Below are 25951 nucleotides of genomic sequence, written 5' to 3'. Positions count from 1 at the left end.
GGCCGGTCATGTTGCGGCCAATAGAGCGTTTTCGGATGGAGCAGCCTGCCTGGCACTACGATTCGGGCGTCCCCACACCGTCGGCGACCCCCGCCGCGGCGCGGACGCTTGTCATCGATCTCGAAGGCGCCCTGCTCCGTTCCGAGCTGCTGCTGGAAGCGCTGTTTTCCAGCCCCGGCCGGATGCTGGCCCGCTTCGGCGCGGGCGGACGCCCGGGCATGGCGGCGCTCACCGATATCCTGGCGCAGGCCGAGCTCGACTACGCCCATCTTCCCTATGACGCCGACGTGCTGAACCAGGCGCTGGCGGCGCGGGCGCGGGGCGAGACAATCTATCTGGTTGCCGGCCGGTTTGCGCACCATGCGGCGGGCATTGCCGCGCATCTCGGGTTCGATGGCGTCGTTGCGCCGGCCGATCTCGCGGCGGGCGACCGGCTGCCGTTCGACCGCGCCTCCATGGAGCGCATCGAGACGCGCGGCAGCAGCCGTGCCAGCCTCAAAACCTGGGCGCAGGCGCTGCGCATCTATCAATACGCAAAGAACACGCTGGTGTTCGTGCCGGCGATCACGGCGCATCAGATTAATCTTGCGACGCTCGGCTATGCGTTGCTGGCGTTCCTGGCGTTCTCGGCCTGTGCGTCGGGCGCTTATCTGATGAACGATCTGCTCGACCTCGCCGCCGACCGGCAGCATCCGACCAAGCGGCATCGCGCGCTGGCGGCAGGTCGACTGCCGATGTCCTCGGCGCTGCTTGCGATCCCCGCGCTGTGGCTGCTCGCGGTCGCCGCCAGCCTCTGCATCTCGCCTTTGTTCCTCGGCGTGCTCGGTGGCTATCTCGCCACCACGATCGCCTATTCGCTCGTGCTCAAGCGCAAGATGCTGGTCGACGTCGTGACACTCGCCGGCCTCTACACGCTACGCATCATCGCCGGCGCGGTCGGCGTCGGCGTGGTGCTGTCGGAATGGCTCTTGATCTTCTCGCTGTTCGTGTTCACCTCGCTGGCGCTGATCAAGCGCTTCAGCGAGCTCAGCATGCGCGAGAACGCCGGCCTCGCCGATCCCTCCAACCGCGATTACAGGATCACCGACCTGCACATCATCGGCGCGATGGCGGCGGCGAGCGCCATGAACGCGGTGACCGTGTTCTCGCTCTACGTCTCCTCCTCCGCCGTGACGCCGCTCTACAGCCGTCCCTGGATGCTGTGGCTGCTCAACCCGCTGCTGCTCTACTGGTTCGGCCGCGCCCTGATGATGGCCCATCGCCGCGAGATGCCCGACGACCCGATTCTCTACACTTTTCGCGATGGCGCCAGCCGCGCGACGGTGGCGGCGATGATCTGCATCATGCTGGCGGCGATCTGACCGCGCCCCGGCGGGACCAGCTGCCGCTTGCGCGGCCCGCCGCCAGTGGCTACATCGCGGGCAATCCGATTAGCTTATGATGCCGACCGACCAATTCGATTGAGGTTTTGAAACGCCATGACCGTACGCCTGCATCGCGGCGACCTGCCCGACCTGTCCCGCTACACCGGAGCGGTGGCGATCGACACCGAGACCATGGGGCTGAACCCGCACCGCGACCGGCTCTGCGTGGTGCAGCTCTCGCCCGGCGACGGCAGCGCCGACGTGGTGCAGATCCCCAAGGGTCACACCGACGCGCCGAACCTGAAGGCCCTGCTGGCCAATCCCGGGATCACGAAGATCTTCCACTTCGCGCGGTTCGACGTCGCGGTACTGTACCAGACCTTCGGCGTCATGACCGGCCCGATTTATTGCACCAAGATTGCCTCCCGCCTGACCCGCACCTACACCGACCGGCATGGCCTCAAGGACCTCGTGCGCGAGGTGCTCAATGTCGACCTCTCCAAGCAGCAGCAATCCAGCGACTGGGGTTCCGACAGCCTGACCGAGCCGCAGCTCGCCTACGCCGCCTCCGACGTGCTGCACCTTCATGCCCTGCGCGAGCGGCTCGACGCCATGCTGGTGCGGGAAGGCCGCACCGCGCTGGCAAAAGCCTGTTTCGACTTCCTGCCGACCCGCGCCCTGCTCGATCTCCAGGGCTGGGCGGAAGAGGACATTTTCGCGCATTCCTGAGGCCTCGGGCCGCTGTTAGCTTAGGGCTGCCGCCCCGTTTCGGACACTTTCGTGCGGCCTGTCGCAGGCTGCATATTCAGGCGGCGCCGGATACAATGGCGTGCGCCCGTCAACCGGACGAGACGAGCGACACCTCGGGAGCTCAGGTGAATTCGGCCCAGAATCCAACCTACGACGCCGCGCTTGCGGCGAAGTTTGCCAGCGCGGCGCGCCACAGCCGCCTGGTGCGGATTCTGCGCATCGCGGTGCCGGTGACGGTGGCTGCGTCCATGGCCGCGATCGTCGCCGTCTCGACCTTCCTCAATCCCTTCCAGATCCCCGTGAAGCTCGACTCCGGAAATCTCGTGGTGACGGGCACCAAGATCACGATGGAAACGCCGCATATGTCCGGCTTCACCCCGGACCAGCGGCCCTACGAACTCTGGGCCAAGACCGCGACGCAGGACATCACCGACCCCGATCATGTCGATCTCAACGATTTGCGCGCAAAGGTGCTGATGGAAGACAAATCCACTTTGCTGCTCGATGCGCGCACCGGCCGCTTCGACAACAAGCAGCAGCAGCTCGACCTGCACAAGGACATCTTCCTGCGCACCTCGTCCGGCTATGAGGCGCGGCTGAACTCGGCCTTCGTCGACATGGGCAAGGGAACGGTCTCCTCGGATGAGCATGTCGACGTCAAGCTGACCAACGGAACGCTAACCGCCGACCGGCTGCGGATCACGGAAGGCGGCGACGTCATCCGCTTCGAGGGCAATGTGGTGATGCATCTGGACAAGCTGGATGACCCCGCCGCTGCCCAGCCTGCGCCGGCCGAGCAGCCCGCGCCGCCGGTGAAGACACGCACGCCTCAGAACAAGTCTGCCAATTCAAAGTGATTTTCATGGTGAGATTCTTTTCGCGCAACGAGGACAAGCGGTGCGCCATTCTCGGTGCGGCTGCGCTCGCCGCCACTGTTGCGCTGGTCGCAACCGGTGCGGCCGTCGCACAGAGCACGATGCAGGGCGTGCCCAACGCAATGCAGGGCTTTTCGCAAAACCGCGACCAGCCGATCCAGATCGAAGCTGCCTCGCTCGAGATGCGCGACAAGAAGAAGGAGGCGACCTTCTCCGGCAATGTGAAGGTCATCCAGGGCGACACCACCATGACCTCGAAGACGCTCGTGGTGTTTTACGACTCCGGCGGCGGCGACAAGCCGGCCGCGCCGCAGCCCGCGGCGAAGGGGACCAAGGGTGCGCCGATGCAGTCGGCGCAGCCGGGGCCGGGCGGCAGTTCCTCGATCAAGCGGCTGGAAGCGCGCGGCAATGTCGTCGTCACCCAGAAGGACCAGGTGGTGACCGGCGAGACAGCCGTGTTCGACACCAAGACCAATCTCATCACCATGCTCGGCGGCGTCGTCCTCACGCAGTGCAGGAACGTGCTGCGCGGCGACCGTCTGGCGGTCGACATGACCACGGGCGTCTCGCGGGTGGAATCCGACAGCGGCAGGGTGCAGGCATTGCTGCCGCAGGGCGGCAGCAATGATTGCGGATCGGGGAGCCCGGGCAAGCCCGCTCCGGCGCCGCCTCTGCAATTGCCCGGCGCAGGCAAACAAAAGTAAATTCCTGAAGTAACTTCAAGCGCTTGGGCCAGATTCTCCCGATCCGAGGTTGAAGCTTGCCCGGCGAGGCTGTATCTAGCGCGAAGGGCTTTCCAAGCGGGGTTCGCCGCTTTTCGGGCGTGTTTCACTGGGCATGAGACATCCCTTCACTCATGCTGTGCTGGCGAATCGCAAGGCCGGTGCGGCAGATCGCGGGATCACGCGCGGATCATCGCGCAGGATTGTCGTGAAAGGCTAGAAGGCGGGATGGTCGATCTCTTCAGCATGTTCCGTCGGCGCCCCGCCAAGCGCGGCCGGCCAGGATTTGCGCGCCAGGACATCACCACCCTCGGTGACAGCGTCGGCGGTCTCGTGCCCAGCCCGGTGCGGGATGCATCGCCGATCGCCCGTGACCAGCCGATGCGCGCGCCCGACCATTTCCAGGCCGACTACCAAGCCGACTACCAGACCGAGCCGCCGCGTGCCCAGGCGGTGCATCCCGTGAGGGCCGCCAGCAGGCCTAACGGCGCCGGCGGACCGCAGCTTCTGAAGCGGCCGGGTTTCCTGGCTGTGCATAGCGTGGAAAAGAGTTTCGGCAGCCGCCAGGTGGTGCGCGGCGTCAGCATCTATGTGCGCCGCGGCGAAGCGGTCGGCCTGCTCGGCCCGAACGGCGCCGGCAAGACCACCGTGTTTTACATGATCACCGGCCTGATCAAGCCCGATCGCGGCGCGATCGAGCTCGACGGCCACGACGTCACCAAGCTGCCGATGTATCAGCGCGCGCGGCTCGGCATCGGCTATCTGCCGCAGGAAGCCTCGATCTTTCGCGGCCTCACCGTCGAGCAGAACATCCGCGCCGTGCTCGAAGTGGTCGAGCCCTCGCGCAAGAAGCGCGAGCAGCAGCTCGACTCGCTGCTCGACGAATTCAACATCACGCGCTTGCGGAAATCGCCGTCGATCGCGCTGTCGGGCGGCGAGCGCCGCCGCGTCGAGATCGCGCGCGCGCTGGCGACGCGTCCGAACTACATGCTGCTCGACGAGCCTTTCGCGGGAATCGATCCGATCGCGGTCGGCGACATTCAGGACCTCGTCCGCCATCTCACCAACCGCGGCATCGGCGTGTTGATCACCGACCACAATGTCCGCGAGACGCTCGGCCTGACCGATCGCGCCTATATCGTCTATGCCGGTGAAATCTTGACCGAGGGTAGCCCGGATGAGATCGTCGCCGATCCCGACGTTCGCCGGCTCTACCTTGGCGAGGAATTCCGCCTCTAGCCCTTTTTTCCCGTTCGTCAAGCCGTGTACATCGTGCCAAGACTAGGATAAGCAAAAATCGGACCAACTTTTGGGATCGGTTCTTGCTTCATGGCGCTCACGCAGAGATTAGAGTTCCGGCAATCGCAGTCGCTGGTCATGACGCCGCAGCTGATGCAGGCGATCAAGCTGCTGCAATTGTCCAATCTCGATCTCACGACCTTCGTGGAAGAGGAACTCGAGCGGAACCCCCTGCTGGAGCGGGCCAACGACGAGCCGCCCGCGGGTGAAGCCCCGGCCGAGACCGGCCAGTTCAGCGATTCCGACGGGGGCCACAACGACGAGCCGGGCGGCGGTCCGGGCGAGGCGTTCGAGCCGGGCCAGGAAGAATGGATGAGCAAGGATCTCGGCACCCGCGCCGAGATCGAGCAGACCCTGGATACGGGCCTGGACAACGTCTTCTCCGAGGAACCGGCCGAGGCCGCCGCGCGCAACGCCCAGGATGCGGCGCCGACCACCTATACCGAATGGGGCGGCGGTGCCTCCGGCGACGAGGACTACAATCTCGAAGCCTTCGTCGCCGCGGAGATCACGCTCGGCGACCATCTTGCCGAGCAGCTTTCGGTCGCCTTCACCGGCCCGGCGCAGCGCATGATCGGCCAGTACCTGATCGACCTCGTCGACGAGGCCGGCTACCTGCCGCCGGATCTCGGCCAGGCCGCCGAGCGCCTTGGCGCATCGCAAGCCGACGTCGAGGACGTCCTTGCCGTGCTGCAAAAATTCGATCCGCCCGGCGTCTGTGCGCGCAATTTGAGCGAATGCCTGGCGATCCAGCTCCGCGAGCTCGATCGCTACGATCCGGCGATGCAGGCCCTCGTCGAGCACCTCGATCTGCTGGCGAAGCGCGACATCGCTTCGCTGCGCAAGCTCTGCGGCGTCGACGACGAGGACATCGCCGACATGATCGGCGAGATCCGCCGCCTCAATCCCAAGCCCGGCATGAAGTTCGGCTCGGCGCGGCTCCAGACCATGGTGCCCGACGTCTATGTCCGCCCGGGTCCCGACGGCGGCTGGCATGTCGAGCTCAACAGCGACACCTTGCCGCGCGTGCTGGTCAACCAGACCTACTATTCGCAACTCTCGAAGAAAGTCGGCAAGGACGGCGACAAGTCCTATTTCACCGACGCGCTCCAGAACGCGACCTGGCTGGTGCGCGCGCTTGATCAGCGGGCCCGCACTATCCTGAAAGTTGCGACGGAAATCGTGCGCCAGCAGGACGGCTTCTTCACCCATGGCGTGGCGCATCTGCGGCCGCTGAATCTGAAGGCCGTTGCCGACGCCATCCAGATGCATGAATCGACGGTGTCGCGCGTCACCGCCAACAAGTACATGGCGACAAATCGCGGCACATTCGAATTGAAATATTTCTTCACGGCTTCGATCGCCTCCGCCGACGGCGGCGAGGCGCATTCCGCCGAGGCCGTGCGCCACCACATCAAGCAGCTGATCGATTCGGAAGCGCCGTCGGCGATCCTGTCGGACGACACGATCGTGGAACGCTTACGCGCCTCGGGAATTGATATTGCCCGCCGCACGGTCGCGAAGTACCGCGAAGCCATGCGCATTCCCTCTTCGGTGCAACGCCGCCGTGACAAGCAGAGCGCTCTTGGTAACGTCCTCTCCACCGCAATGCCCGATCGCTCCCGCAACACCGAGCCGGCCTGATTGCGCTGGCGCGAAATCGCGCTACTCTCGATCCCCCATCGAGACCGATCCAAGCTGGGCACTTAAAACCAAGCGAGGCATCACATGACCCTCAGAATCTCGGGAAAGAGCGTCAGCGTCGGCGACGCCCTGCGCGGCCGCGTGACCGATCGGACCGACGAGGTCCTGCGTAAATATTTCGACGGGAACTATTCCGGCCACATCACCCTGAGCAAGGATGGCTTCGGCTTCCGCACCGACTGTGCCCTGCATCTTGATACGGGAATTACGCTGGAGGCCGATTCGAACGCGCCGGATGCCTATGCCAGCGCCGACCAGGCGCTCCTGATGATCGAGAAGCGGCTCAAGCGCTACAAGAGCCGGCTCAAGGACCGCTCGGCCCGCAAGGCCCATGTCGCCTCCGCGGCGCTGGCCGCCATGGACGCCACGAGCTACGTGCTGGAGGCGCCGGGCGAGGGTGAGGACGAGGACGAGGTCACCGGCTACAGTCCCGTCATCATCGCCGAGGCCACCACCTCGCTGAAGCAGCTGTCGGTGAGCGAGGCCGTGATGGAGCTGGACCTCAGCGGAGCGCCCTGCCTGGTATTCCAGCACGGCTCCAGCGGCCGGGTGAACATCATTTACCGCCGGGCCGACGGCAATGTCGGCTGGATCGACCCGCCGGGGGCCAAACCGGACGGTTAAGGGCTGGAACCGGCCCCCGTACCAACCGCAGCCCTTAACAATGAGCGGGGCAAAGCCGCACGCAGCAGTTGGCACCGGGATTGCGTTGGAGTAGAAGCGCCCCACATCAGGATCGGGGCTAAGTCCCCCTCCTGCTTCACCTTCTTGATGCCGGCCAGGCATGGTTCGACCAAGCTGGCCAATTCGGAACCTGACGGTTTAATTCACCTCGGAAACCTTCCATGCCGATTACCGATCTGGTCGCACCCGAGGCGATTCTCCCGGCATTGAAGGTCAACAGCAAGAAGCAGGCGCTTCAGGAGCTCGCGGCCAAGGCCGCCGAGCTGACCGGGCAGAACGAACGCTCTGTGTTCGAGGTTCTGCTGCAGCGTGAGAAGCTCGGCACCACCGCGGTCGGCTACGGCGTCGCCATTCCCCACGGCAAGCTGCCCAAGCTCGAAAAGATCTTCGGCCTGTTCGCGCGCCTCGATCGCCCGATCGATTTCGAGGCGATGGACGGCCAGCCGGTCGATCTGGTCTTCCTGCTGCTCGCCCCCGAAGGCGCCGGCGCCGATCACCTCAAGGCGCTCGCCCGCATCGCCCGCCTCCTGCGCGACCAGGACATCGCCAAGAAGCTCCGCGCCTCGCGCGACGCCCAGGCGATCTATTCGGTGCTGGCGCTGCCGCCCGCGACCGCGGCGTAACGTCGCCGGTCCTCGTCGTCTGCTGAGAAGCGGAATCGATCTACGCAATTGCCAATGTACGCCGGCCATCTCCTTGGCATGCGCGCGGGATGTCGTGATCTCGTCATCGCCGACAAGATGACGCGAAAAATTTCCCCAGTTGAGACGTCCGGCACATCGCGCCTTGTCGGAGTCCGCTAAAGACGCCCACGAACGCAAGTGGCGCTTGGATCGACGCGCCGTCCTGCGCTTTCGCTGAGGTCGTTACCTATCGCCCGAAGGTCGGGCCCGTAGGATGAAAGTGGTTGGCGCGGTGCAGAGCAGGGCTGTTGTGGTGGGGCTAGTGATAGCAGGTACCGCAGTCCCGGCCGTCGCGCAGGATGCCGGATCGCTGCTCCGCGAGATGCAGCGGCAGCAGGAGTTGCAGCGGCAGGAAAGGCTGCCGGCCCCTGGCGAGATTCGACCGCAGCAGGCGCCCGCCGCCATCCCCGACCGGGGCGAGCGCATCATCGTGAAGGGCGTTCGCTTCACCGGCAAGGTGGAGCTGCTGCCACAGGCCGAGCGCGAGCAGCTCGTTGCCTCGGTGCGCGGCAAGCGCCTCGGCATCAAAGGGCTCTATGCGCTGGCCGATCAGGTGACGGCCGTGCTCCAGGGCCGCGGCCGGTTGCTGGCGCGCGCGCTGCTGCCGCCTCAGGACATCACCAACGGCATCGTCACGATCGAGATCGCCGAGGGCGCGCTCAAGACCATCACGCTCGATCGCGCCAAGGGCGTGCGCGTGCGTGAGGACCTGTTGCGCGCGATCATCGAGGGTCGTCTCAAGCCGGACGGCGTGACGCGGCAGGATCTGGAAGACGCGCTGTTGCGGATGAACGACCTGCCGGGCGTGTCGGTGCATGCCAAGCTCGCGCCGGGCGACGCGCCGAACACCAGCAAGCTCGTCGTCGGCGTCGCGCAGGCGCCCATTCTCGGGGGCGGTATTTGGGCCGATAATTACGGCAGCTCCAACGTGGGCAAGGCGCAGGGCAACGGGCTTATCTCGCTCACCGACGTGTCCGGCTACGGCGACCTGACGCGGCTCTCCGGCACGGTATCGCAAGGGCAGGAGTACGGCTCGCTGGTGACGAGCGTGCCGCTCGGCGCCAGCGGCTTCATTGCCAATGCGAGCTACGGCTATCTCGACTACCACAATATCGACGCCATCGGCAGCGCCCTCGGTCTCACCGGTTTTGCCCATTTCGCCAATGGCGGCGTCGACTACAGCCTGATCCGCTCGCGCGATTTCAACCTCCAGCTTGGCGGCACCGTGACCTGGAAGGCGCTGGTCGACGACAGCATCGTCGGAACGCTTCAGGACAAGCGGTCGACCTCCGGCACGCTCAGCCTCAACGGCGACCGGCGCGACGCGCTGCTCGGCGGCGGCATCACCAACTGGTCGGTGAGCTGGACTTTTGGCGACCTCGATCTCGCGCGCGTAGCGAGCGCGCTCGCGGTGGACCAGGCTGGGCTCCGGACGCAAGGGCCGTTCAATCGGATCAATGCCTCGGTTGCACGGCTTCAGGCCTTGCCCGACGACTTCGCACTGTTCGGTCGCCTCTACGGGCAATGGGCCGACAAGAATCTCGATTCCTCGGAAGATTTTGCGCTGGGCGGCCCGTTCGGCGTGCGCGGCTATCCCGTCGGCGAGGCGCGCGGCGACATGGGCGTGCTCGGCACGCTGGAGCTTCGCTACAACGCGCCGGTGCCTGTGCGCTTCGGCAGCCTGCAACTCGCGAGCTTCCTGGACGGCGGCTACGTCAAGATCAACGTGTCGCCGAACGGCATCGCGCCGGTCACTGTCTGCGGCTGCAACGATTACGGGCTCGCCAGCGCCGGCCTCGCCGCGCGCTGGACGCGCGAGTGGCTGAACGTCTCGGCGAGCTGGGCCCATACGCTGGGCGACAATCCCGGCCGTTCCATCATCACCGGCGCCAATGCCGATGGCGTCAAGGCCAACGATCAGTTCTGGCTGCAAGCTGGCATTCGCTTCTGATGTTTCGAGGGGGCACGCGATGACATCGACCCTGCCGCGGATGCGACTCGCAATCGCGCTGTCCGCGACCACGATGCTGACGCCGCCGGCGCTGGCGCAGACGCTGCCGACCGGCGGCCAGGTCGTGTCGGGACAGGCCACGATCAGTCAGTCCGGCAACGCCATGACGATCAACCAGTCGAGCGACCGGATGATCGCAAACTGGCAGAGTTTTTCGATCGGCGCCGGCAACTCCGTGACCTTCAACCAGCCCGGCGCATCCTCGGTCGCGCTGAACCGTGTCGTCGGCCAGGACCCGTCAAAAATCCTCGGCAGCCTCAGCGCCAATGGACAAGTGTTCCTGATCAATCCGAACGGCATCGCCATCGGCAAGACCGGCAGCGTGCAGACCGGCGGCTTCGTCGCCTCCACGCTCGGCATCAGCAACGCTGATTTTCTGGCCGGCCGCTACAATTTCACCGGCAGCGGCGGCGCGATCACCAATGAGGGCAGCATCTCCGGCAAGGTGGTGGCGCTGATCTCGCCGAGCGTCAGCAATTCCGGCACCATCACCGGCAGCACGGCGCTCGCCGCCGGCACCGACGTACTGCTCGACTTCAACGGCGACGGCCTGCTCTCGGTCGAGGTCAAGGCCTCTACCGTCAAGACCCTGGTCGAGAACAAGGGATTGATCCGCGCCGATGGTGGGCTCGCCATCCTCACCGCCAAGGGCGCGAGCGATGCCATGAAGGGCGTCGTCAACAACACCGGCGTGGTGCAGGCCGCGAGCATCGGCAGCAGGAACGGCCGCATCCTGCTGCTCGGCGATGCCAAGCACGGCGAGGTCAATGCCGGCGGCACGCTGCGGGCGCGCTCGGTCGAAACCTCCGCCGCCAAGGTCAATCTCGCTGCCGATCTGAAGGTCGATACGCTCGGCGGGCATTGGCTGATCGATCCCGTCAACATCACCATCGACGCGAACTACGCTGGCGTCTTGCAGACGGCGCTTGCGAGCGGCGACGTGACGGTGACGACCTCGGGCAGCGGCACCGATGAAGGCAACGTCACGGTCAACTCCGCCGTCACCTGGGGCTCGCATATCCTGACGCTGCGGGCCGACAACAACATCGTCATCAATGCGCCGCTGACGTCGACCGGCACGACGAGCAGTGACGGCCTGGTCCTGCAATACGCACAGACCACGGCCACCGGTGGCTACACCATCAACGCGCCGGTCAACCTGGCGGCGGGTAGCCTGTTCCAGACCCGGAAAGGAACTGATGCCGCCATCACCTATGCGGTGATCACCGACGTGAATGCCCTGCAGGACATCAACACCAACCGGTCCGGCAACTATGTGCTCGGCGCGAACATCGATGCCAGCGCGACGGCGGGTTGGAATGGTGGCGCCGGCTTCACACCGATCGGCGGCATCGGCGATATCAGCAAATATTTTTCCGGCATTTTCGACGGGCTCGGTCACCGCATCAGCAACCTGACCATCAACCGGCCGTCCAGCGATAACATCGGCCTGTTCGGCTACATCGATGGCGGGACCATCCGCAATGTCGGAATGGAAGGCGGCAGCGTGACGGGCAACAATTCCGTCGGCGGGCTGGTGGGGTCGAGCGGCCTCTGGGTCTACGGCGGCACGAGCAGCGTCGCTTACAACACCATCAGCAACGTTTACAACACCGGCAATGTGACCGGCAGCGGCGCCATGGTCGGCGGGCTGGTCGGCGACGCCTATATCACGACGATCAGCAACTCATATGCCACCGGCACGGTCGCGGGCTATGGCGCCGCCGGCGGGCTGGGAGGGCGCGTCGTCGCCTCGTTCGTCTCCAACTCGTATGCGACCGGCAACGTGTCCGCTAGCTGGGAAGGTGCTGGCGGGCTGATAGGGTACAATATCGGCACGTGGATGGGACCGGGCCCCGCGGATTATGCTATCGGGACGGTGAGCCACTCTTATGCCACGGGTACCGTATCTGGCGGCATCAATGTCGGTGGCTTGTTGGGGTACAGCAACCTCGGTCTCGTCACCGACAGTTACGCCAGCGGCAATGTATCAGGCACCGGCGCAGTTGGCGGCACAGGCACAGCTGCCGGCGGACTGGTGGGGTTCCAACAGTACAGCCGGGTGGAGCGATCTTACGCCACCGGCAACGTGTCCGGTGTCGATGCGGTCGGCGGGCTGGTGGGAGGCAGCTGGTACGGCGCCGTGGTAAGCCAGTCTTACGCAACCGGCAATGTGTCGGGAACGCGTTCGATTGGCGGGCTGGTCGGGCACAGCAATGAAGCCGTTTCAGTGCTCGATTCCTACGCCACGGGAACGGTTTCAGGAAATTCCGAGGTCGGCGGGCTGGTGGGGGTGAATCAGGAAAGCCATGTGAGCCGAAGCTACTTCGCGGGCACCGTGTCGGGAACCAGCAATGTCGGCGCGATCGTGGGGATGAACTGGGATGGCGGCGACGTCACCCAAAGCTATGCGAACAGGGAGACATCGGGGCAGAGCGCCGCCTGTGGCGCATCCTTCGGCGGCGGCATCTGCGATGGCGGCATGCTCACCACGGCGCAGCTGCGCGATCCCTTCATCTTCATCAACAACGGTTATGACTTCGCCGCTGTCTGGGGCAAGTCCGTCAGCGGCGCCAATAACGGCATGCCGGTGCTGCGCGCGTTCGGCGAAATCGTCTACGATGCCTATGTCAACGTCGCGGGCTCGGCCAGCACCACCTATGGCACGCTGGCCTCGCTCGGCGGCTTGACGATGACCGGCGTGAACGCCAATCGTGTCACGCTCGGCTGGGGCAGCGCAGTCACCACCGCATTGGGCGCGGGCAGCTACAATCTCAGCGGCCCCGACGTTCTCAGCGCGACCGGCTCGGGGGGCGCGGTCTATGTCGGCTCGGTCGCGGTCGGCCTCACCATCGACAGGGCGCCGCTCACCATCAGCGCCAACACGTCCAAGACCTATGACGGCCTCGCCTTCTCCGGCGGCAGCGCCGCTTATTCCGGCTTCATGAATGGCGAGACTGCATCCGTGCTGTCGGGCACGCTTCTTTATGGCGGCACGGCGCAGGGCGCGGTGAATGCCGGCCGCTACAGCCTGACGGCGTCGGGCCTCTCCTCGGCCAATTATGTGATCACCTATGTCGACGGTTCGCTGACCGTCAACAAGGCGCCGCTCACCATTGCAGTCAACGGCGTCACGAAGAATTACGACGGCGTCCCGTTCTCCGGCGGCAGCGCGATCTATTCCGGCTTCGTGAACGGGGAGGGGCTGTCCGCGCTATCAGGCACGCTCGTCTACGGCGGCTCGGCCCAGGGCACGCGTAATCCCGGGGTCTACAGCATCGCTGCCTCGGGGCTGACATCCGCGAACTACGACATCACCTATGTCGACGGCCGGCTCGCGATCATTCCGCGCGACGCGGGCGTCTGCTCGCTTGGGGCCGGCGGCAACCCGTTCTGCGGCGCCACTCCGCCCGATCCCGCCGCGCCCCTCGGGTTGAACGACCAGGCGCCGATCGAGGTCGTGCTGCGTTAGAGCACCCGGTCGCGGCACAATCGCAGCTACGCCGGCAAGGGCGTCCTGCGCTACGCCTGGTGAGACCGCAGGGGCGGCCCTCACTCTTCGAACCGAAGCCCCGCCGTCTGCGACTTATTTTCGCAGCCGGGCGCTGTGATGTTTCTCCGCCGGATACGACCGTCGCCCGGTGGCGCGTCCCGGCGCGGCTTCGGGTGCGGGGTTTTTGAGCCATGAATTGCGGTTCGATCGGCCGGATTTTCGGTCTGCTTTGCTCTGTCACCATTGCCGTGACGGTTGCCGTTCATGCTGACGATACGTCCAACGACCGCGTCATCGCCGAAAAGACCGAGATCATTGCGGCTGATCCGACCAACGCGGTTGCTTACGAGCTGCGTGGCGAAGCCTGGTACATCAAGCGGGACAAGGATCGCGCCTTCGAGGATTGCAGCGCCGCGATACGGATCGATCCGAATTTCGGGCGGGCTTATAACTGCCGCGGCCGCGCCTATTCGGCGAGGGGTGAACGGGATCACGCTTTGGCCGATTACAACGAGGCCATTCGCCTCGATCCCGGCTACGGTCCGTCCTACACCTCCCGTGCCCTCGAATATTTCAACCAGCGCGACTTCGATCTGGCGATCGGCGCGTTTACCGAGGCCATCGAACGCAATCCCAAGCAAGCCTACTTTGCTCTTATCAAGAGAGGGGAAGCGTATGCGGCGAAGCGCGACTCCGATCATGCCGTCGCCGATTACAACGAGGCGATGCGGCGCAATCCCGCCGCCGCATGGCCCTACGAGCTGCGAAGCACCGTCCATTTCAATAAGGGCGAGATCGACGAGGCTCTCGACGACTGCAACACCGCCGTTCGTCTGGAGCCCGGGAGTGCTGGCGGCCATTATTGCCGGGCCATCGTTCTCCTGAAAAAGGACGACACCGACAACGCCATCCGCGAGCTTGATGACGTCACCAGGATCATGCCTTCCTTCGAGAAGGCCTACTTCGTTCGCGCAACCGCCTGGCGCAAGAAGGGCGATGATCGTCGCGCCATTGCCGATTTCGACGAGGGCATCCGGCTGCAGCCGGGAAATTCGATGGCCTACAGCAATCGCGCCAGCACGCTGCGCGACATCGGAGAGCACGCCCGCGCGCTCGCCGACTACAATGAGGCGATCCGGCTCGATCCCAACAATCAGGTCGCTCTGGTCAATCGCGGCATCCTCTATATGAAGCTGTCCGACGCCAAACATGCGCGCGCCGATTTCAATAGCGTGCTCGCACTGCCGCCGGGCGACCAATGGGCCGCGGACACGGCGCGCGAAGGACTTGGCTTTTTGAAGTGATGCGTCTCGAAGGAGCGCGCGTCTCCGCTCTCGTGCCCCGGACGCAGCGCAGCGCTTCCCTCGCGATGCGAAGCATCGTCGAGAGTGGTGCGCCGCAGAGCCTTCGCCGGCGCCGCTCGTGCGCTTCAGCAGACCGTCGGCAGCAGGCGCCGGACTTCGTCGAGCAGTTCGGGAATCGCCGTCTTGTCACCCGCGAGGTGCTTAAGCAGCGCACTTTGGAATAGACCGTCGAACAGCGCATAGAGCGCGGCGGGCGACGACGCCGGCCGCTTGCCGCCGAGCTCGGCATAGCGGGAGGCGATGCGCCAGATCATCGCTTCCAGGCTCTTGTCGATCTCGAGTACGTCCTTGCGAAACGCCGCCTCGAACATCGCCTGCGAGCGCAGGTCGTACCAAAGGCGGTGCATACGGGCTTCGTTCTGCAGCGTTGCTGCGAGCTTGGCGAGGAAACCCTCCGTCAATTCGTCGCGGCTCGTTGCTGTCGCGACGACATCGTCATATCGCGTCACGCACTTCGCCTTGTAGTGGCGGACGCAGCAGCAGATCAGGTCGAGCTTGTCGCTGAAATAATAGTGGAACACGCCGTGCGTGAACGCCGAGTTCTGCGCGATTTCGCGCAGGCTGGTGCGTGCGAAGCCGAGCTCTCCAAGCGTTTCGAGCGCGGCCTCGGCAAGCTCGACGCGCCGCGCGTTGAACTTCTCGTCGCGCAGCACCTCGGCCGCATCAGCCACACGCCGGGCCGCTCCCGTCACCTGCCGCGCCATCTTGTCCTTATCCTCAGTCCCGTTCTTTCAAGGACTTATACCGCGTCGACCGCGGAATGCTCCATCCCCTCACAACCACTTCCTTTGACAACTGTCAAATTCGTTCTTGACAAGTGTCAAGATTTTGGCGGAGGTTCGCATCAAGAATTTGGACAGTCGTCAAGACGTCCGACCATGGAGGAACGCTTCGCTGGGTGCCGCCGAAAGGCCTGCGCCCATCGACCTGGTGCGCGCCGATTGGCGCAGCACGAATCGATCACCAGCAACGGAGGAGTGCGTCATGAGTGGGAAGAGCCTTGCAGGCAGGAAAGCCCTGGTCACCGGCGGTGCTAGAGGAATCGGCGCGGCCATCGCGCAAGCGTTGGCGCGAGCCGGCGCCTCGATCATGATCGCCGACATCCTGGAAGAGACCGGCCGTGCCAGCGCAGCCGCTATCGCGAAGGAAGACGTCGCCACGGGCTTCGTCCAGCTCGACGTCACCGACGACGCTCAATGGGAGCGGGCGGTTGCCACGACCGTCGCAACCCTCGGCGGCTACGACATTCTGATCAACAATGCCGGCATCGAGATCACGTCGCTGATCTCCGAGGTCAAGGCCGAGGACGCGCGGCGGATGTGCGACGTCAATATCGTTGGCACCGTGCTTGGCATGAAGCACGCCTTCCGTGCCATGCGCCCGGGCGGGCCGGCCGGCAAGGGCGGCGCCGTCGTCAACATCGCCTCGGTTGCGGCAACGATCGCCTTTCCCAGCATCGCGGTCTATTCGGGCACCAAATCCGCGGTTGACCGCATGACGCGGGTCGGAGCGATGGAAGCCGGCAAGCTCGGCTTCGGCGTGCGCGTAAACTGCATCTATCCGGGCCTGATCCCGACCGACATGGGCATGCAGCTCGCCAACGACATCGTCAAGGTCGGGCTCGCGGCTGACGTCAACGCCGCAGTCGGCTCGGTGGTGGAGCAAACCCCGCTCGGCCGTCTCGCCGAGGTCACGGACATCGGCGATGCCGCGGTGTTCCTGTGCTCGAACGAGGCGCGCTTCATCACCGGCATCGGACTGCCGGTCGATGGCGGCATGGGCATGTAGCAACAAAGCCGACAACAAGCATTTCGGAGGAACGCAATGAGCGAGAAGAAGCCCGTCATCGTCTATGGCGCTTCCGGCTATACTGGCCGGCTGGTCTGTGAATACTTACGCGAATACAACATCCCCTTCATCGCCGCCGGCCGCAGCAATGAGAAGCTCAACGCCGCGATGAAGTCGAATGTAGCGGGCATCGAGACCGCCGACTACGAGGTGGTCAAGGTGCCGCACACCGTGGCTGCGCTGACTGAATTGTTCAAGGGCGCCTCGGTGGTGCTCAACACCGTGGGTCCCTTCGCCAAGTTCGGCGGCGAAGTGGTGCAGGCTTGCCTCGCTTCCAAGTGTCATTACACCGACACCACCGGTGAGCAGGACTGGCTGATCACGCTCGAGCAGGAGTGGGGCGCGAAGTTCGCCAATGCCGGGCTGCTGTTGGCGCCAGGCATCGCACAGATGTACACCACCGGCGAGATCGCCGCGCAGCTGTGCCTGGAGACGCCCGGCCTCGACACACTTGATATCGCCGTGTTCTGGGGCGGCAGCCCGACCATCGCATCGACGCAGACCATCCTGGTCAACGCCGCGATGGCCAAGGCCTACTATCTGGAGCAGAACAAATACGTCGAGCATCAGCCCGATGCCGGCCTCTACAACCTCGCCATCCCCGGCCAGCACGAGCTGGCGCTGGCGCTGCCCTGGGGCGGCACCTCGCATCCGGTGTGGTTCAAGCGCGATCCGCGCGTCGCCAACGTGAAGGTGCTGGGCGGCGTGTTCAACCGCGGGCTGATGTTGGCTGTGCCGCAGATCGTCGCGGCCGCGCTGGAGGCGACCAAGGATATGAATCCCGACGACCGCTACGCCGCATTGGCGCAGACCGCTGCCGGTGTGATGAACACCATGCCGCCGCGCGAGAACCCGCGCGTCAACAAGTCGATGGATTCGGTGCATGCCTCCGGCCCGTTGGGGCGCGCGCACTGCGTCATCAACGGCAACAGCAACTACAAGCAGACCGGCATGTTGCAGGCCTATGCTGCGGCCCATCTGTTGCAGCAGCCGCCCAAGCGCGTAGGCTTCGCCTCCGGCTGCCAGGCGTTCGGCCATCACGAGCTGCTCGGGCAGTTGCGCAGCTTCGGGCTCGTCAGCAAGCCTGTTCTGACCGTGCACGATTAAGTCAATCGCGGGTGGCGCGGTCCTCCGCGTCACCCGCTGCTGCTTCGGGTGTTGATCATGCGCTTCATCGATTACCTGGACAAAGGTGCCTCGCTCGGCGCCGACGCGCCGTGCCTCACCATGGATGGACGCGACCTCAGCTATGGCGAAGTGCAGCGGCTGAGCTACCGCGTCGCGCGCGGGCTCGCGCGATCGGGCATTGCTGCCGGCGAGAAGGTCGCAATCCTTTCCGGCAACGATCCGGTCGCGTTTGCCTGCGTGTTCGGCCTTTCCCGCGCGGGCTCGGTCTGGTGCCCGATCAATCCGCGTAACGAGGCGGCCGAAAATCGGCTCATCCTCGAGCAATTCGACTGCAGCCTGCTGTTGTTTCATTCAAGCTTCGCAGCGATGGTCGAGGCGGTGCGTGCAGAGCTGCCAAGGCTGCGCGCCGTCGTCTGCCTCGATGCTGAGTTGTCCTTCGCGCCCTCGTTCGACAGCTGGCTCGCCGGCCTTGCAGACGACCACTATCAACGCGAGACGATCGACGATCTCGCGATGATCCCGGGCACCGGCGGCACCACCGGCAAGCCGAAGGGGGTCATGCTGTCGGGCCGCAACATCGAGGCTATGACGGCACTGACGCTGATGGGCTATCCCTTCAAGGGTCGCCCGATCTACCTCGCGCTTGCGCCGCTGACCCACGCGGCCGGCGTGCTGTGTTTCCCGATCATGGCGCTCGGCGGCCGCATCGTGATCATGCATCACCCCGACATCGCGGAATTTCTCGATCTGATCGAGCGCTACCGTGTCACGCACACCTTCCTGCCGCCGACCGTGATCTACATGCTGCTCGATCATCCGAAGCTCGACTCCGCGAGGCTCGGGTCTCTGCAATGTTTCTGGTACGGCGCGGCGCCGATCTCGGCCGCGCGGCTTGCGGAAGCGCTCCAGCGTATCGGGCCGATGGCGCAGTTGTTCGGTCAGACCGAAGCGCCGATGATGATCTCGATGATGGCACCTAGCGAGCATTACAATGCCGACGGCACGATCGCGATGGAGCGTCTCGCCTCGGCCGGGCGGATCAGCCCGCTGGTGCAGGCCGGTATCATGGATGGCGACGGCAATTTGCTGCCGACCGGCGCCCGCGGCGAGATCGTGGTCCGCGGTTCGCTGGTGATGGAGGGCTATTACAAAAATCCCGAGGCTACGGCGGAAGCCTCCGCGCATGGTTGGCACCACACCGGCGACATCGGCTATATCGACGACGACGGCTACCTCTATATCGTCGATCGCGCCAAGGACATGATCATCACCGGCGGGTTCAACGTCTACTCGATCGAGGTCGAGAACGCGCTGCGGGCGCATGAGGCGGTGCAGGATTGCGCCGTGATTGGCCTTTCGGACGAGAAATGGGGTGAGCGGATCGTCGCCGTGGTGCAGCCCCGCGCCGGCCAAAGCGTCGATGCGACGGCGCTGGCGGCCTTCGTCAAGGCGCGGATCGGCAGCGTCAAGACACCGAAGCAGATCGAAGTCTGGGACGACCTGCCGCGTTCCAAGGTCGGCAAGGTCTTGAAGCCGGACATCCGCGCGCGGCTGGCGGAGCGTTCAGGCGGCTGAGGCGCATCTTATTGCAGCGCCCATCGCTTCGAAGATATCCGCGAGACGCGCTGACGCGGACATTCGCGCGGGCCTGGAACTCTCATCCGTGTCCGGGCAGGCAAAGGCATGTTTCCGCTTTTCGATGCGCGTTTTGGGTGTCACCATGCTTTTGAACGGACGGGAGGGCCGCCATGCGCTGGTGTGTCTCGGTCGGGGCGGTGCTTGTTGCGGGGGCGATCGTCGGCGGTGACGTTGCCAGCATTGCCGCGCCGAGCCCGAAATCAGGGATAGCCGACGCCAGGCACAGCGCACTGTCCGTCAATGTCGAGCTCGTTATCGCCGTCGACGTCTCCTATTCGATGGATCTGGACGAACTCGCCATTCAGCGCGAGGGCTATGCACAGGCCATCGTCTCGAAAGACTTTCTTCAGGCGCTAAGGGCCCGTCCGGCCAGCAAGGTCGCTCTGACCTATTTCGAGTGGTCGATGTCGGGCGACGACAGGATCATCATTCCGTGGCGCGTGATCGACGGCCCGGAATCGGCGGACGCTGTGGCCGCCGAGATCATGAAAACGCCGATTCGCCGAGGTTCGAGCACCTCGATTTCCGGCGCGATCAATTTCGCAGTGCAGCTGTTCGAAGAGAATCCCTATCGCGGGTCGCGGCGCGTCATCGACATTTCCGGCGATGGGCCGAACAACGACGGAGCCCCCGTCACCGGCGCGCGCGACGCTGCCGTTGAGAAAGGCATCATCATCAACGGCCTGCCGATCATGGTGAAGGAGCCGTCCTATTTGACGACCGATATCGAGAATCTCGATCTCTATTACGAGGACTGCGTGATCGGAGGGCCGGGTGCCTTCATCATGACAATCAAGGATCGCGAAAAATTCCAGGAAGCGATCCGGACCAAGCTTGTTCTCGAAGTTGCGGGCCTCACGCCGGAGGGGAGGATCGTCCGAACCGCCGAGAAAGAGCCCCGGGTGTCCTGTCTGGTCGGCGAAGAAAAATGGCGGGAGCGCGGGCGACGGATCATGCGCTAGTTGCCCGTCAGCAAAGCGAACCGACGTCGGTCGATCGCCTCACGCGCCACCAGCCCTGCCGCCTTGCAAAGATCTGGCGCATAGAGTTGGCAGCGCCGTCCCTGCTTCTCGATAGCCTTGTCGATCAACCCCAGCAGTCGTGCGGGGGCCATTCCCGCGGGAGCGGCAATTCGCCCCGTGACGACGTGCTTTTCTATTCCCTCGTGACGGTCGTGATCGAGATCGGGGTCGCGCCAGCAATTCGCGCATATCATCTCGAAGCTCTGGGAATGCGAATAGACGACGGCGTCCTCATCCAGCTCTGCGGTCAAGTCCGCCAGTTGCCGTGCCGAATCCTGTGTGCCGGCGAAGTCGAATAGCTGATAGTTCCGCCGCTCCAGCGTCGCCAAATGCGGAAAAACCGGGACCTGCACCTCACCATACGTGTGATGTGTAATCGGCGCGCCGTCGATCAGGATGACGTCGCCATAGTCCACGCCGAGCTTCTGGTAGAGCACACTGCGGACGATGCCGTGGCACGGGCTCAACCGTTCGATCCAGATGGTTTCCTCCGCGCCCGGATCGTCCTGATCGGCCGTGCGCTCCGCCAGGGGCCGCTCCGCCAGCTTGACCTTGCATTGAGACAATGAGCATTCCGGCAAGCCAAAGCGCCCGATCTCGATCGCAAGCCCCATGCGCCTCCAGACATCCAGTGCCAGAGAGGCATTCTTTGCGCCGGTGGCGCAGATACCAAGATTCCACTCGTAACTCTCGGTGACTTCGTCCGCGAGGCTGGCTGCGATCTGGTTTGCGGTCGCGCCATCTGCGAATCTGCCGCGTGTCTTGTAGAAAAGACCCAGATTGTAATGGTGGGTGCTGTTTTGCGGATTGAGTTCGGTGAGTTTCCGATAGCTGCTCTCGGCAATCGCATCTTGCTGGCGCGACAGCATTCGCGCCGCAGTGGCCAGACCTTCGAGAATCGGTTCCTGTTCGGGTTGCCCCTCGTGGACCTTGGCCAACCCGCTCAGTTTTTCGACGACCAAACGGAACAATGCAATATCGGGCGGCGGTGCATTGAGATCGTCAATGTCGCGCGCTGCTTCAAGGCAGAGCCCTACAGTCGAGAGAATCCAGAAGTCCTGATCGTGAGATTGTGCGACCTCTGACAGAACGTCTATCGCGGCTTCTCTTTGCAAGCATCGATCATGGACAACCCGCAGCAATGCCATGGCGGCTTCGGGCTGCCGGGGCTGCGCTTTTCGCAGCGGCATCAGCTTGTGCAACGCGGCCTGTGTTCTTCCCGCCTGAGCTTCCGCAATGGCATCGCGCGCAATCGCCTCGATCTCATCGGATGAGAGCACCGCACTTGGACCGTCCGACGTCATTCTCGATTCTCTTCTCAGAGCACCCGCTTCGGCGTTGAGCCCGATGCTAGGCCGGAACGTCGACGCTTCGCCAGATGGCCCATAAAAAATGCGCGGGCCGCCTTGAGGCATGCCCGCGCATTTGAATTCGCAGATGTCGCGCTAAGCGTGCGTCAGTGCACGCTCACGGCTTGCAGCTCGTTGCTCCAGGCGTTGGCGACCGCGGCTTCGCGGCTGTCGGTCAGCATGATCGGCGTGCCGTCGGCGGCGTGGAGCGCGAAGAGCTTGAGGCCCGGCGCGATCTTTGGCGCTTCGGGAAACAGGCCCGGCACATCCTCGGAGCGGATCTGCTTCACATAGGCGATATGACCTTCGCCGAGAGTTGCCAGCGTCTCGGGCGAGACGTTCTTGGCTTCGTATTCGAACGCAACGTGACCTTCACTCATGGTCTCGACTCCTTCACAGAAACTAAGCGGTCGAGTCCGCTACTCGTTCCATTATTCGTGCTCATTGATAGCGATTGTCTTAACGATCCTCTCCGGTTCAGGCCGGGCAAGATCGACCGACAGCAGCCCGTTCTTCAGATCCGCTCCCAGCACGAGCATCCCCTCCGCCAGCACGAAGGTGCGCTGGAAGTGGCGCGCGGCGATGCCGCGATGGATGTATTGCCGGGACTTGTCGTCCTGCTGCCGCCCGCGAATCACGAGCTGGTTTTCCTCAATGGTTACATCGAGTTGGTCGCGGGTGAATCCGGCGACCGCCAGCGTGATCCGCAATCGCTCGGGCTGGCCGTCCGACCGGTCGCACCTCTCGATATTGTAGGGAGGATAGCCGTCGGCACCTTTGACGACGCGATCAAGCACGCGCTCGATCTCGTCGAAGCCCAGAAGGAACGGACTGGAAAGCGTGGGAACACGAGACATAGTTTACAAAGTCCTCTCGAAGCGACTTTGGCATTTCAGGGCCCGGAAGCGGCGCCCCTTGGTCAGCAATATGGTCATAACCCCTTGGGGGTTCAAGGACGTAGCGGGGGCCTGTGGATTGCCCATTTTCGCGCCTGACCCCGACCGCGGTCGCGCGGAAGCGCCCAATTCGTCACCGGGAACGCAAATGCTCAGGCAAGCCCGGGCATGACGAATCGGCCGACGATTTATCTCAATGAAATCAAACCCCCGGCTACTGTGCATGGGGTTGTTTTTCGCGTTTTTGATCGGCCGGCCCTCGGAAGCGGTCAGGCCTCGATCCGCGTCCGCCCGTCGCCGCTGAAAAGGTGCAGCTTCGGCCGTACCGCGGCGACGCGGATCCTCTCACCGATGGCTGGGGCCTCGGTTCCGGGAATGCGGACGATGACCTCGCCGGGCGGCAGCTCGCCGGGGGTGGCGGCGACGCGCTGCTCGTCCTGGGCCCGCGTGCCGTAGACGAAAGTCTCGGCGCCGACGCGCTCGATCGCTTCCACGGTCAGCGGCAGTGCGACACCGCCGGCCGGGGTCTGGTCGGTGATGACGAAATCTTCCGGGCGGATGCCGAGGATGCCGGCCTCGCCCGCGCCGCCGTCGAGCTGCGATTTGATCTCATCGGCGCGCGTCGACATCAGGTTCATCGGCGGTGCCCCGATGAACGAGGCGACGAAGGTCGTCGCCGGCTTCTCGTAGATCGCCAGCGGATTGCCGACCTGCTCGACCTGGCCGCCATTCATGACCACGAGAATATCGGCGAGCGTCATCGCCTCGAGCTGGTCGTGGGTGACGTAGATCGAGGTCGTGTTGAGCCGGCGCTGTAATTTGCGGATCTCGACCCGCATAGCGATGCGCAGCTTTGCGTCCAGGTTCGACAGCGGCTCGTCGAACAGAAACACTTTCGGCTGGCGCACGATGGCGCGGCCCATGGCGACGCGCTGGCGCTGGCCGCCGGAGAGCTGACGCGGCTTGCGCTCCAGCATCGGCGTGAGCTCGAGCACGCGTGCGGCCTCGTCGACGCGGGTCTTGACCTCGGCCTCCTTCATGCCGCGGTTGCGCAGGCCGTAGGCCATGTTGTTGAAGACGCTCATATGCGGATAGAGCGCGTAGTTCTGGAACACCATCGCGATGTCGCGATCGGCGGGCTCGATCTGGTTGACGATTCGGCCGCCGATGTCGATCTCGCCGCCGGTGACAGTCTCGAGACCTGCGACCATGCGCAGCAGCGTGGACTTGCCGCAGCCGGAGGGACCGACCAGCACGCAGAACTGACCGTCGCCGACATCGACGTTGACGCCCTTGATGGCCTCGAAGCCGCCGGGATAGGTCTTGCGGACGTTGCGCAGGGTAACGTTAGCCATGAAAACTCGCTTCTACTTTTCCGTCTCGACCAGGCCGCGCACGAACAATTTCTGCATGGCGACGACGACGAACACCGGCGGCAGCATGGCGAGCACGGCGGTGGCCATCACGATCGGCCATTCGGTCAGCGCATCGGTGGTGGTGATCATCTTGCGGATGCCGACCTGGATGGTCTGCATGTCGTCGCGCGTGGTGATCAGCAGCGGCCAGAGATATTGATTCCAGCCGAGGATGAAGAGGATCACGAACAGCGCCGCCATGTTGGTGCGCGACAGCGGCAGCAGCGTATCCCAGAAGAAACGCAAGGGGCCGGCACCGTCGATGCGCGAGGCCTCCAGCAGCTCGTCCGGCACGGTCATGAAGAACTGGCGGAACAGCAGCGTCGCGGTGGCCGACGCGATCAGCGGCAGCGCGAGGCCGGCATAGCTGTCGAGCATGTGCAGATCGGCGACGATCTTGTAGGTCGGGTAGATGCGCACCTCGACCGGCAGCATCAACGTGATGAAGATGATCCAGAAGATCGCCATCCGGAACGGAAAGCGGAAATACACGATCGCATAGGCCGAGATGATCGAGATCGCGATCTTGCCGATCGCGATCGCCAGCGCCATTACCAGCGAGTTCAGCATCATGTTGCCGACGGGCTCGCGGGTCGATCCGCTCGTGCCGACGAAGATGGTCTTGTAGTAGACCTCGAAGAAATGGCCGCCCGGCAGCAGCGACATCTGCCCGTTCGCGATCAGGGCGTTGTCCTGGGTCGAGGCGACGATCGCGATGTAGACCGGGAATGCGACGATCGCGATCCCGATCCAGAGAATCGCGTGGGCGACGTAGCGCCGAAAGCCCTCTTCTTCGACCATCAGTAGGTCACCTTGCGTTCGACGAAGCGGAACTGGATTCCCGTCAGCACGATCACCATGACCATCAGGATCACCGATTGCGCTGCCGAGCTGCCGAGATTGCCGCCGAGCAGGCCGTCGGAATAGACCTTGTAGACCAGCGTGACCGTCGATGTGCCGGGACCGCCGCGGGTCATGGTGTCGATGATGCCGAAGGTGTCGAAGAAGGCGTAGACGATGTTGACGACCAGCAGGAAGAAGATCGTGGGCGACAGCAGCGGGAAGGTCACTGTCCAGAACCGCCGCATCGGACGGGCGCCGTCGATCGCGGCGGCCTCGAACACGCTTCGGGGGATGGCTTGCAGGCCGGCGAGGAAGAACAGGAAATTATAGGAGATCTGCTTCCACGCCGCGGCGAGGATGATCAGCCCAGCCGCCTGGTTGCCGTCAAGCAGCGGATTCCAGTCGACGCCCAGGTTGCGCAGATAGCGCGACAGCACGCCGAGCGAAGGATGCAGCATGAAGATCCAGAGCACGCCGACCACGGGCGGCGCCACTGCATAGGGCCAGATCAGCAGCGTGCGGTAGAGCATTGAGCCGCGCAGCGGCTTGTCCGCCATCACGGCGAGCAAGAGCGCGAAGGACAGCGACGAGACGGCGATGGCGAACGAAAAGACGAACGTACGGACAACCGCCTCGAAATAGGCCGGGTCCTTGAACAGGTCCTGATAATTCTCGAACCAGACGAAGCTTGTCGACAGACCGAAGGCATCCTGGAGCAGGAAGGATTGGATCACCGCCTGCGCGGCCGGCCAGTAGAAAAAAATCAGGACGATCGCGAGCTGGGGCGCAACCAGCGCGTAGGGCAATAGTTTTGCTTGGAAAATGGCTTGCTTTTGCATGATGTCAGGTGAGCGGCAGGCCGG

General features: G+C 64.2%; 22 protein-coding genes. 15 read left to right on the top strand and 7 right to left on the bottom strand.

Annotated features, from left to right (window positions below):
* The first annotated feature begins 35 nt into the window (after window positions 1-35).
* The 11 genes from AB7G19_RS00650 (at window position 36) to AB7G19_RS00600 (ending at window position 14889) form a co-directional block, all read left to right on the top strand.
* Entirely contained in the window at window positions 36-1361 is a 1326-nt protein-coding gene (locus tag AB7G19_RS00650) for a UbiA family prenyltransferase (RefSeq protein ID WP_085405006.1), read from the top strand.
* Window positions 1362-1478: 117 nt separating this feature from the next.
* On the top strand, window positions 1479-2093 hold the full coding sequence (locus AB7G19_RS00645) for a ribonuclease D (protein ID WP_071908880.1): 615 nt from the start codon (window positions 1479-1481) through the stop codon (window positions 2091-2093).
* Between the two features lie 146 nt (window positions 2094-2239).
* Window positions 2240-2971: an LPS export ABC transporter periplasmic protein LptC gene (gene lptC, locus AB7G19_RS00640; RefSeq protein WP_063985962.1), complete on the top strand. Its 732-nt coding sequence runs from the start codon at window positions 2240-2242 to the stop codon at window positions 2969-2971.
* A 5-nt stretch (window positions 2972-2976) separates the two neighbouring features.
* Window positions 2977-3693 carry an LptA/OstA family protein gene (locus AB7G19_RS00635; protein ID WP_071917040.1) on the top strand — a complete coding sequence of 239 codons (717 nt, stop codon included), beginning with the start codon at window positions 2977-2979 and terminating at the stop codon, window positions 3691-3693.
* Window positions 3694-3939: 246 nt separating this feature from the next.
* Window positions 3940-4950, top strand: a complete 1011-nt coding sequence (gene lptB, locus AB7G19_RS00630) for an LPS export ABC transporter ATP-binding protein (RefSeq protein WP_085405007.1) — start codon at window positions 3940-3942, stop codon at window positions 4948-4950.
* 90 nt (window positions 4951-5040) lie between these two features.
* Window positions 5041-6654, top strand: a complete 1614-nt coding sequence (gene rpoN, locus AB7G19_RS00625; protein ID WP_063980190.1) for an RNA polymerase factor sigma-54 — start codon at window positions 5041-5043, stop codon at window positions 6652-6654.
* A gap of 84 nt (window positions 6655-6738) precedes the next feature.
* Complete coding sequence (hpf, locus tag AB7G19_RS00620; protein WP_028149778.1) at window positions 6739-7338, top strand: ribosome hibernation-promoting factor, HPF/YfiA family; 600 nt, start codon at window positions 6739-6741, stop codon at window positions 7336-7338.
* A gap of 221 nt (window positions 7339-7559) precedes the next feature.
* Complete coding sequence (ptsN, locus tag AB7G19_RS00615) at window positions 7560-8021, top strand: PTS IIA-like nitrogen regulatory protein PtsN (protein ID WP_008141251.1); 462 nt, start codon at window positions 7560-7562, stop codon at window positions 8019-8021.
* A gap of 322 nt (window positions 8022-8343) precedes the next feature.
* Window positions 8344-10032 (top strand): ShlB/FhaC/HecB family hemolysin secretion/activation protein, encoded by a 1689-nt coding sequence (locus AB7G19_RS00610; protein WP_354077213.1) that lies wholly within the window; start codon window positions 8344-8346, stop codon window positions 10030-10032.
* Window positions 10033-10051: 19 nt separating this feature from the next.
* Window positions 10052-13564, top strand: a complete 3513-nt coding sequence (locus AB7G19_RS00605; protein WP_354077215.1) for a two-partner secretion domain-containing protein — start codon at window positions 10052-10054, stop codon at window positions 13562-13564.
* Window positions 13565-13776: 212 nt separating this feature from the next.
* Window positions 13777-14889, top strand: coding sequence for a tetratricopeptide repeat protein (locus AB7G19_RS00600; protein WP_085405010.1), 1113 nt, complete (start codon window positions 13777-13779; stop codon window positions 14887-14889).
* Window positions 14890-15014: 125 nt separating this feature from the next.
* Here the strand turns inward: AB7G19_RS00600 and AB7G19_RS00595 are convergent, their stop codons facing one another.
* Window positions 15015-15653, bottom strand: coding sequence for a TetR/AcrR family transcriptional regulator (locus tag AB7G19_RS00595; RefSeq protein WP_085405011.1), 639 nt, complete (start codon window positions 15651-15653; stop codon window positions 15015-15017).
* 280 nt (window positions 15654-15933) lie between these two features.
* Between AB7G19_RS00595 and AB7G19_RS00590 the strand changes: the two genes are divergently transcribed.
* The 4 genes from AB7G19_RS00590 (at window position 15934) to AB7G19_RS00575 (ending at window position 20525) form a co-directional block, all read left to right on the top strand.
* On the top strand, window positions 15934-16737 hold the full coding sequence (locus AB7G19_RS00590; RefSeq protein ID WP_085405012.1) for an SDR family NAD(P)-dependent oxidoreductase: 804 nt from the start codon (window positions 15934-15936) through the stop codon (window positions 16735-16737).
* A gap of 36 nt (window positions 16738-16773) precedes the next feature.
* Window positions 16774-17904 (top strand): DUF5938 domain-containing protein, encoded by a 1131-nt coding sequence (locus AB7G19_RS00585; RefSeq protein ID WP_085405013.1) that lies wholly within the window; start codon window positions 16774-16776, stop codon window positions 17902-17904.
* 57 nt (window positions 17905-17961) lie between these two features.
* Window positions 17962-19500: an AMP-binding protein gene (locus AB7G19_RS00580; RefSeq protein ID WP_085405111.1), complete on the top strand. Its 1539-nt coding sequence runs from the start codon at window positions 17962-17964 to the stop codon at window positions 19498-19500.
* A 173-nt stretch (window positions 19501-19673) separates the two neighbouring features.
* Window positions 19674-20525 carry a DUF1194 domain-containing protein gene (locus AB7G19_RS00575; RefSeq protein ID WP_071908888.1) on the top strand — a complete coding sequence of 284 codons (852 nt, stop codon included), beginning with the start codon at window positions 19674-19676 and terminating at the stop codon, window positions 20523-20525.
* Here AB7G19_RS00575 and AB7G19_RS00570 read toward each other — a convergent pair.
* The 6 genes from AB7G19_RS00570 to ugpA form a co-directional block, all read right to left on the bottom strand.
* Complete coding sequence (locus AB7G19_RS00570; protein ID WP_085405014.1) at window positions 20522-21889, bottom strand: prenyltransferase; 1368 nt, start codon at window positions 21887-21889, stop codon at window positions 20522-20524. The genes AB7G19_RS00575 and AB7G19_RS00570 overlap by 4 nt on opposite strands.
* Window positions 21890-22041: 152 nt before the next feature.
* The gene (locus AB7G19_RS00565; protein ID WP_011083553.1) at window positions 22042-22314 is read right to left on the bottom strand and encodes a DUF1150 family protein; all 273 of its coding nucleotides are present in this window, start codon (window positions 22312-22314) and stop codon (window positions 22042-22044) included.
* A gap of 51 nt (window positions 22315-22365) precedes the next feature.
* The gene (locus AB7G19_RS00560) at window positions 22366-22791 is read right to left on the bottom strand and encodes an Hsp20 family protein (protein ID WP_018645065.1); all 426 of its coding nucleotides are present in this window, start codon (window positions 22789-22791) and stop codon (window positions 22366-22368) included.
* A 308-nt stretch (window positions 22792-23099) separates the two neighbouring features.
* Window positions 23100-24185 carry a sn-glycerol-3-phosphate import ATP-binding protein UgpC gene (locus AB7G19_RS00555; protein WP_085405015.1) on the bottom strand — a complete coding sequence of 362 codons (1086 nt, stop codon included), beginning with the start codon at window positions 24183-24185 and terminating at the stop codon, window positions 23100-23102.
* A gap of 12 nt (window positions 24186-24197) precedes the next feature.
* Window positions 24198-25046 carry a sn-glycerol-3-phosphate ABC transporter permease UgpE gene (gene ugpE, locus AB7G19_RS00550; RefSeq protein WP_063980180.1) on the bottom strand — a complete coding sequence of 283 codons (849 nt, stop codon included), beginning with the start codon at window positions 25044-25046 and terminating at the stop codon, window positions 24198-24200.
* A complete protein-coding gene (gene ugpA, locus AB7G19_RS00545; RefSeq protein ID WP_063980179.1) occupies window positions 25046-25927 on the bottom strand; it encodes a sn-glycerol-3-phosphate ABC transporter permease UgpA in 882 nt (293 codons plus the stop codon). The genes ugpE and ugpA overlap by 1 nt, the downstream gene beginning before the upstream one ends.
* Window positions 25928-25951 lie beyond the last annotated feature (24 nt).

The organism is Bradyrhizobium sp. 215_C5_N1_1 (assembly GCF_052075935.1).
GTDB lineage: Bacteria > Pseudomonadota > Alphaproteobacteria > Rhizobiales > Xanthobacteraceae > Bradyrhizobium > Bradyrhizobium barranii.
The sequence above is the reverse complement of the archived record's forward strand: the minus strand, read 5'-3'. Positions and strand labels throughout refer to the sequence as shown.

Excerpts from the sequence above, each read along its gene's own strand:
- AB7G19_RS00650 (WP_085405006.1), top strand. The coding sequence starts at position 36 with ATGGAGCAGCCTGCCTGGCACTACGATTCGGGCGTCCCCACACCGTCG.
- AB7G19_RS00645 (WP_071908880.1), top strand. The coding sequence starts at position 1,479 with ATGACCGTACGCCTGCATCGCGGCGACCTGCCCGACCTGTCCCGCTAC.
- AB7G19_RS00635 (WP_071917040.1), top strand. The coding sequence starts at position 2,977 with ATGGTGAGATTCTTTTCGCGCAACGAGGACAAGCGGTGCGCCATTCTC.
- lptB (WP_085405007.1), top strand. The coding sequence starts at position 3,940 with ATGGTCGATCTCTTCAGCATGTTCCGTCGGCGCCCCGCCAAGCGCGGC.
- rpoN (WP_063980190.1), top strand. The coding sequence starts at position 5,041 with ATGGCGCTCACGCAGAGATTAGAGTTCCGGCAATCGCAGTCGCTGGTC.
- hpf (WP_028149778.1), top strand. The coding sequence starts at position 6,739 with ATGACCCTCAGAATCTCGGGAAAGAGCGTCAGCGTCGGCGACGCCCTG.
- ptsN (WP_008141251.1), top strand. The coding sequence starts at position 7,560 with ATGCCGATTACCGATCTGGTCGCACCCGAGGCGATTCTCCCGGCATTG.
- AB7G19_RS00605 (WP_354077215.1), top strand. The coding sequence starts at position 10,052 with ATGACATCGACCCTGCCGCGGATGCGACTCGCAATCGCGCTGTCCGCG.
- AB7G19_RS00600 (WP_085405010.1), top strand. The coding sequence starts at position 13,777 with ATGAATTGCGGTTCGATCGGCCGGATTTTCGGTCTGCTTTGCTCTGTC.
- AB7G19_RS00595 (WP_085405011.1), bottom strand. The coding sequence starts at position 15,653 with ATGGCGCGGCAGGTGACGGGAGCGGCCCGGCGTGTGGCTGATGCGGCC.
- AB7G19_RS00590 (WP_085405012.1), top strand. The coding sequence starts at position 15,934 with ATGAGTGGGAAGAGCCTTGCAGGCAGGAAAGCCCTGGTCACCGGCGGT.
- AB7G19_RS00585 (WP_085405013.1), top strand. The coding sequence starts at position 16,774 with ATGAGCGAGAAGAAGCCCGTCATCGTCTATGGCGCTTCCGGCTATACT.
- AB7G19_RS00580 (WP_085405111.1), top strand. The coding sequence starts at position 17,962 with ATGCGCTTCATCGATTACCTGGACAAAGGTGCCTCGCTCGGCGCCGAC.
- AB7G19_RS00575 (WP_071908888.1), top strand. The coding sequence starts at position 19,674 with ATGCGCTGGTGTGTCTCGGTCGGGGCGGTGCTTGTTGCGGGGGCGATC.
- AB7G19_RS00570 (WP_085405014.1), bottom strand. The coding sequence starts at position 21,889 with ATGACGTCGGACGGTCCAAGTGCGGTGCTCTCATCCGATGAGATCGAG.
- AB7G19_RS00565 (WP_011083553.1), bottom strand. The coding sequence starts at position 22,314 with ATGAGTGAAGGTCACGTTGCGTTCGAATACGAAGCCAAGAACGTCTCG.
- AB7G19_RS00560 (WP_018645065.1), bottom strand. The coding sequence starts at position 22,791 with ATGTCTCGTGTTCCCACGCTTTCCAGTCCGTTCCTTCTGGGCTTCGAC.
- AB7G19_RS00555 (WP_085405015.1), bottom strand. The coding sequence starts at position 24,185 with ATGGCTAACGTTACCCTGCGCAACGTCCGCAAGACCTATCCCGGCGGC.
- ugpE (WP_063980180.1), bottom strand. The coding sequence starts at position 25,046 with ATGGTCGAAGAAGAGGGCTTTCGGCGCTACGTCGCCCACGCGATTCTC.
- ugpA (WP_063980179.1), bottom strand. The coding sequence starts at position 25,927 with ATGCAAAAGCAAGCCATTTTCCAAGCAAAACTATTGCCCTACGCGCTG.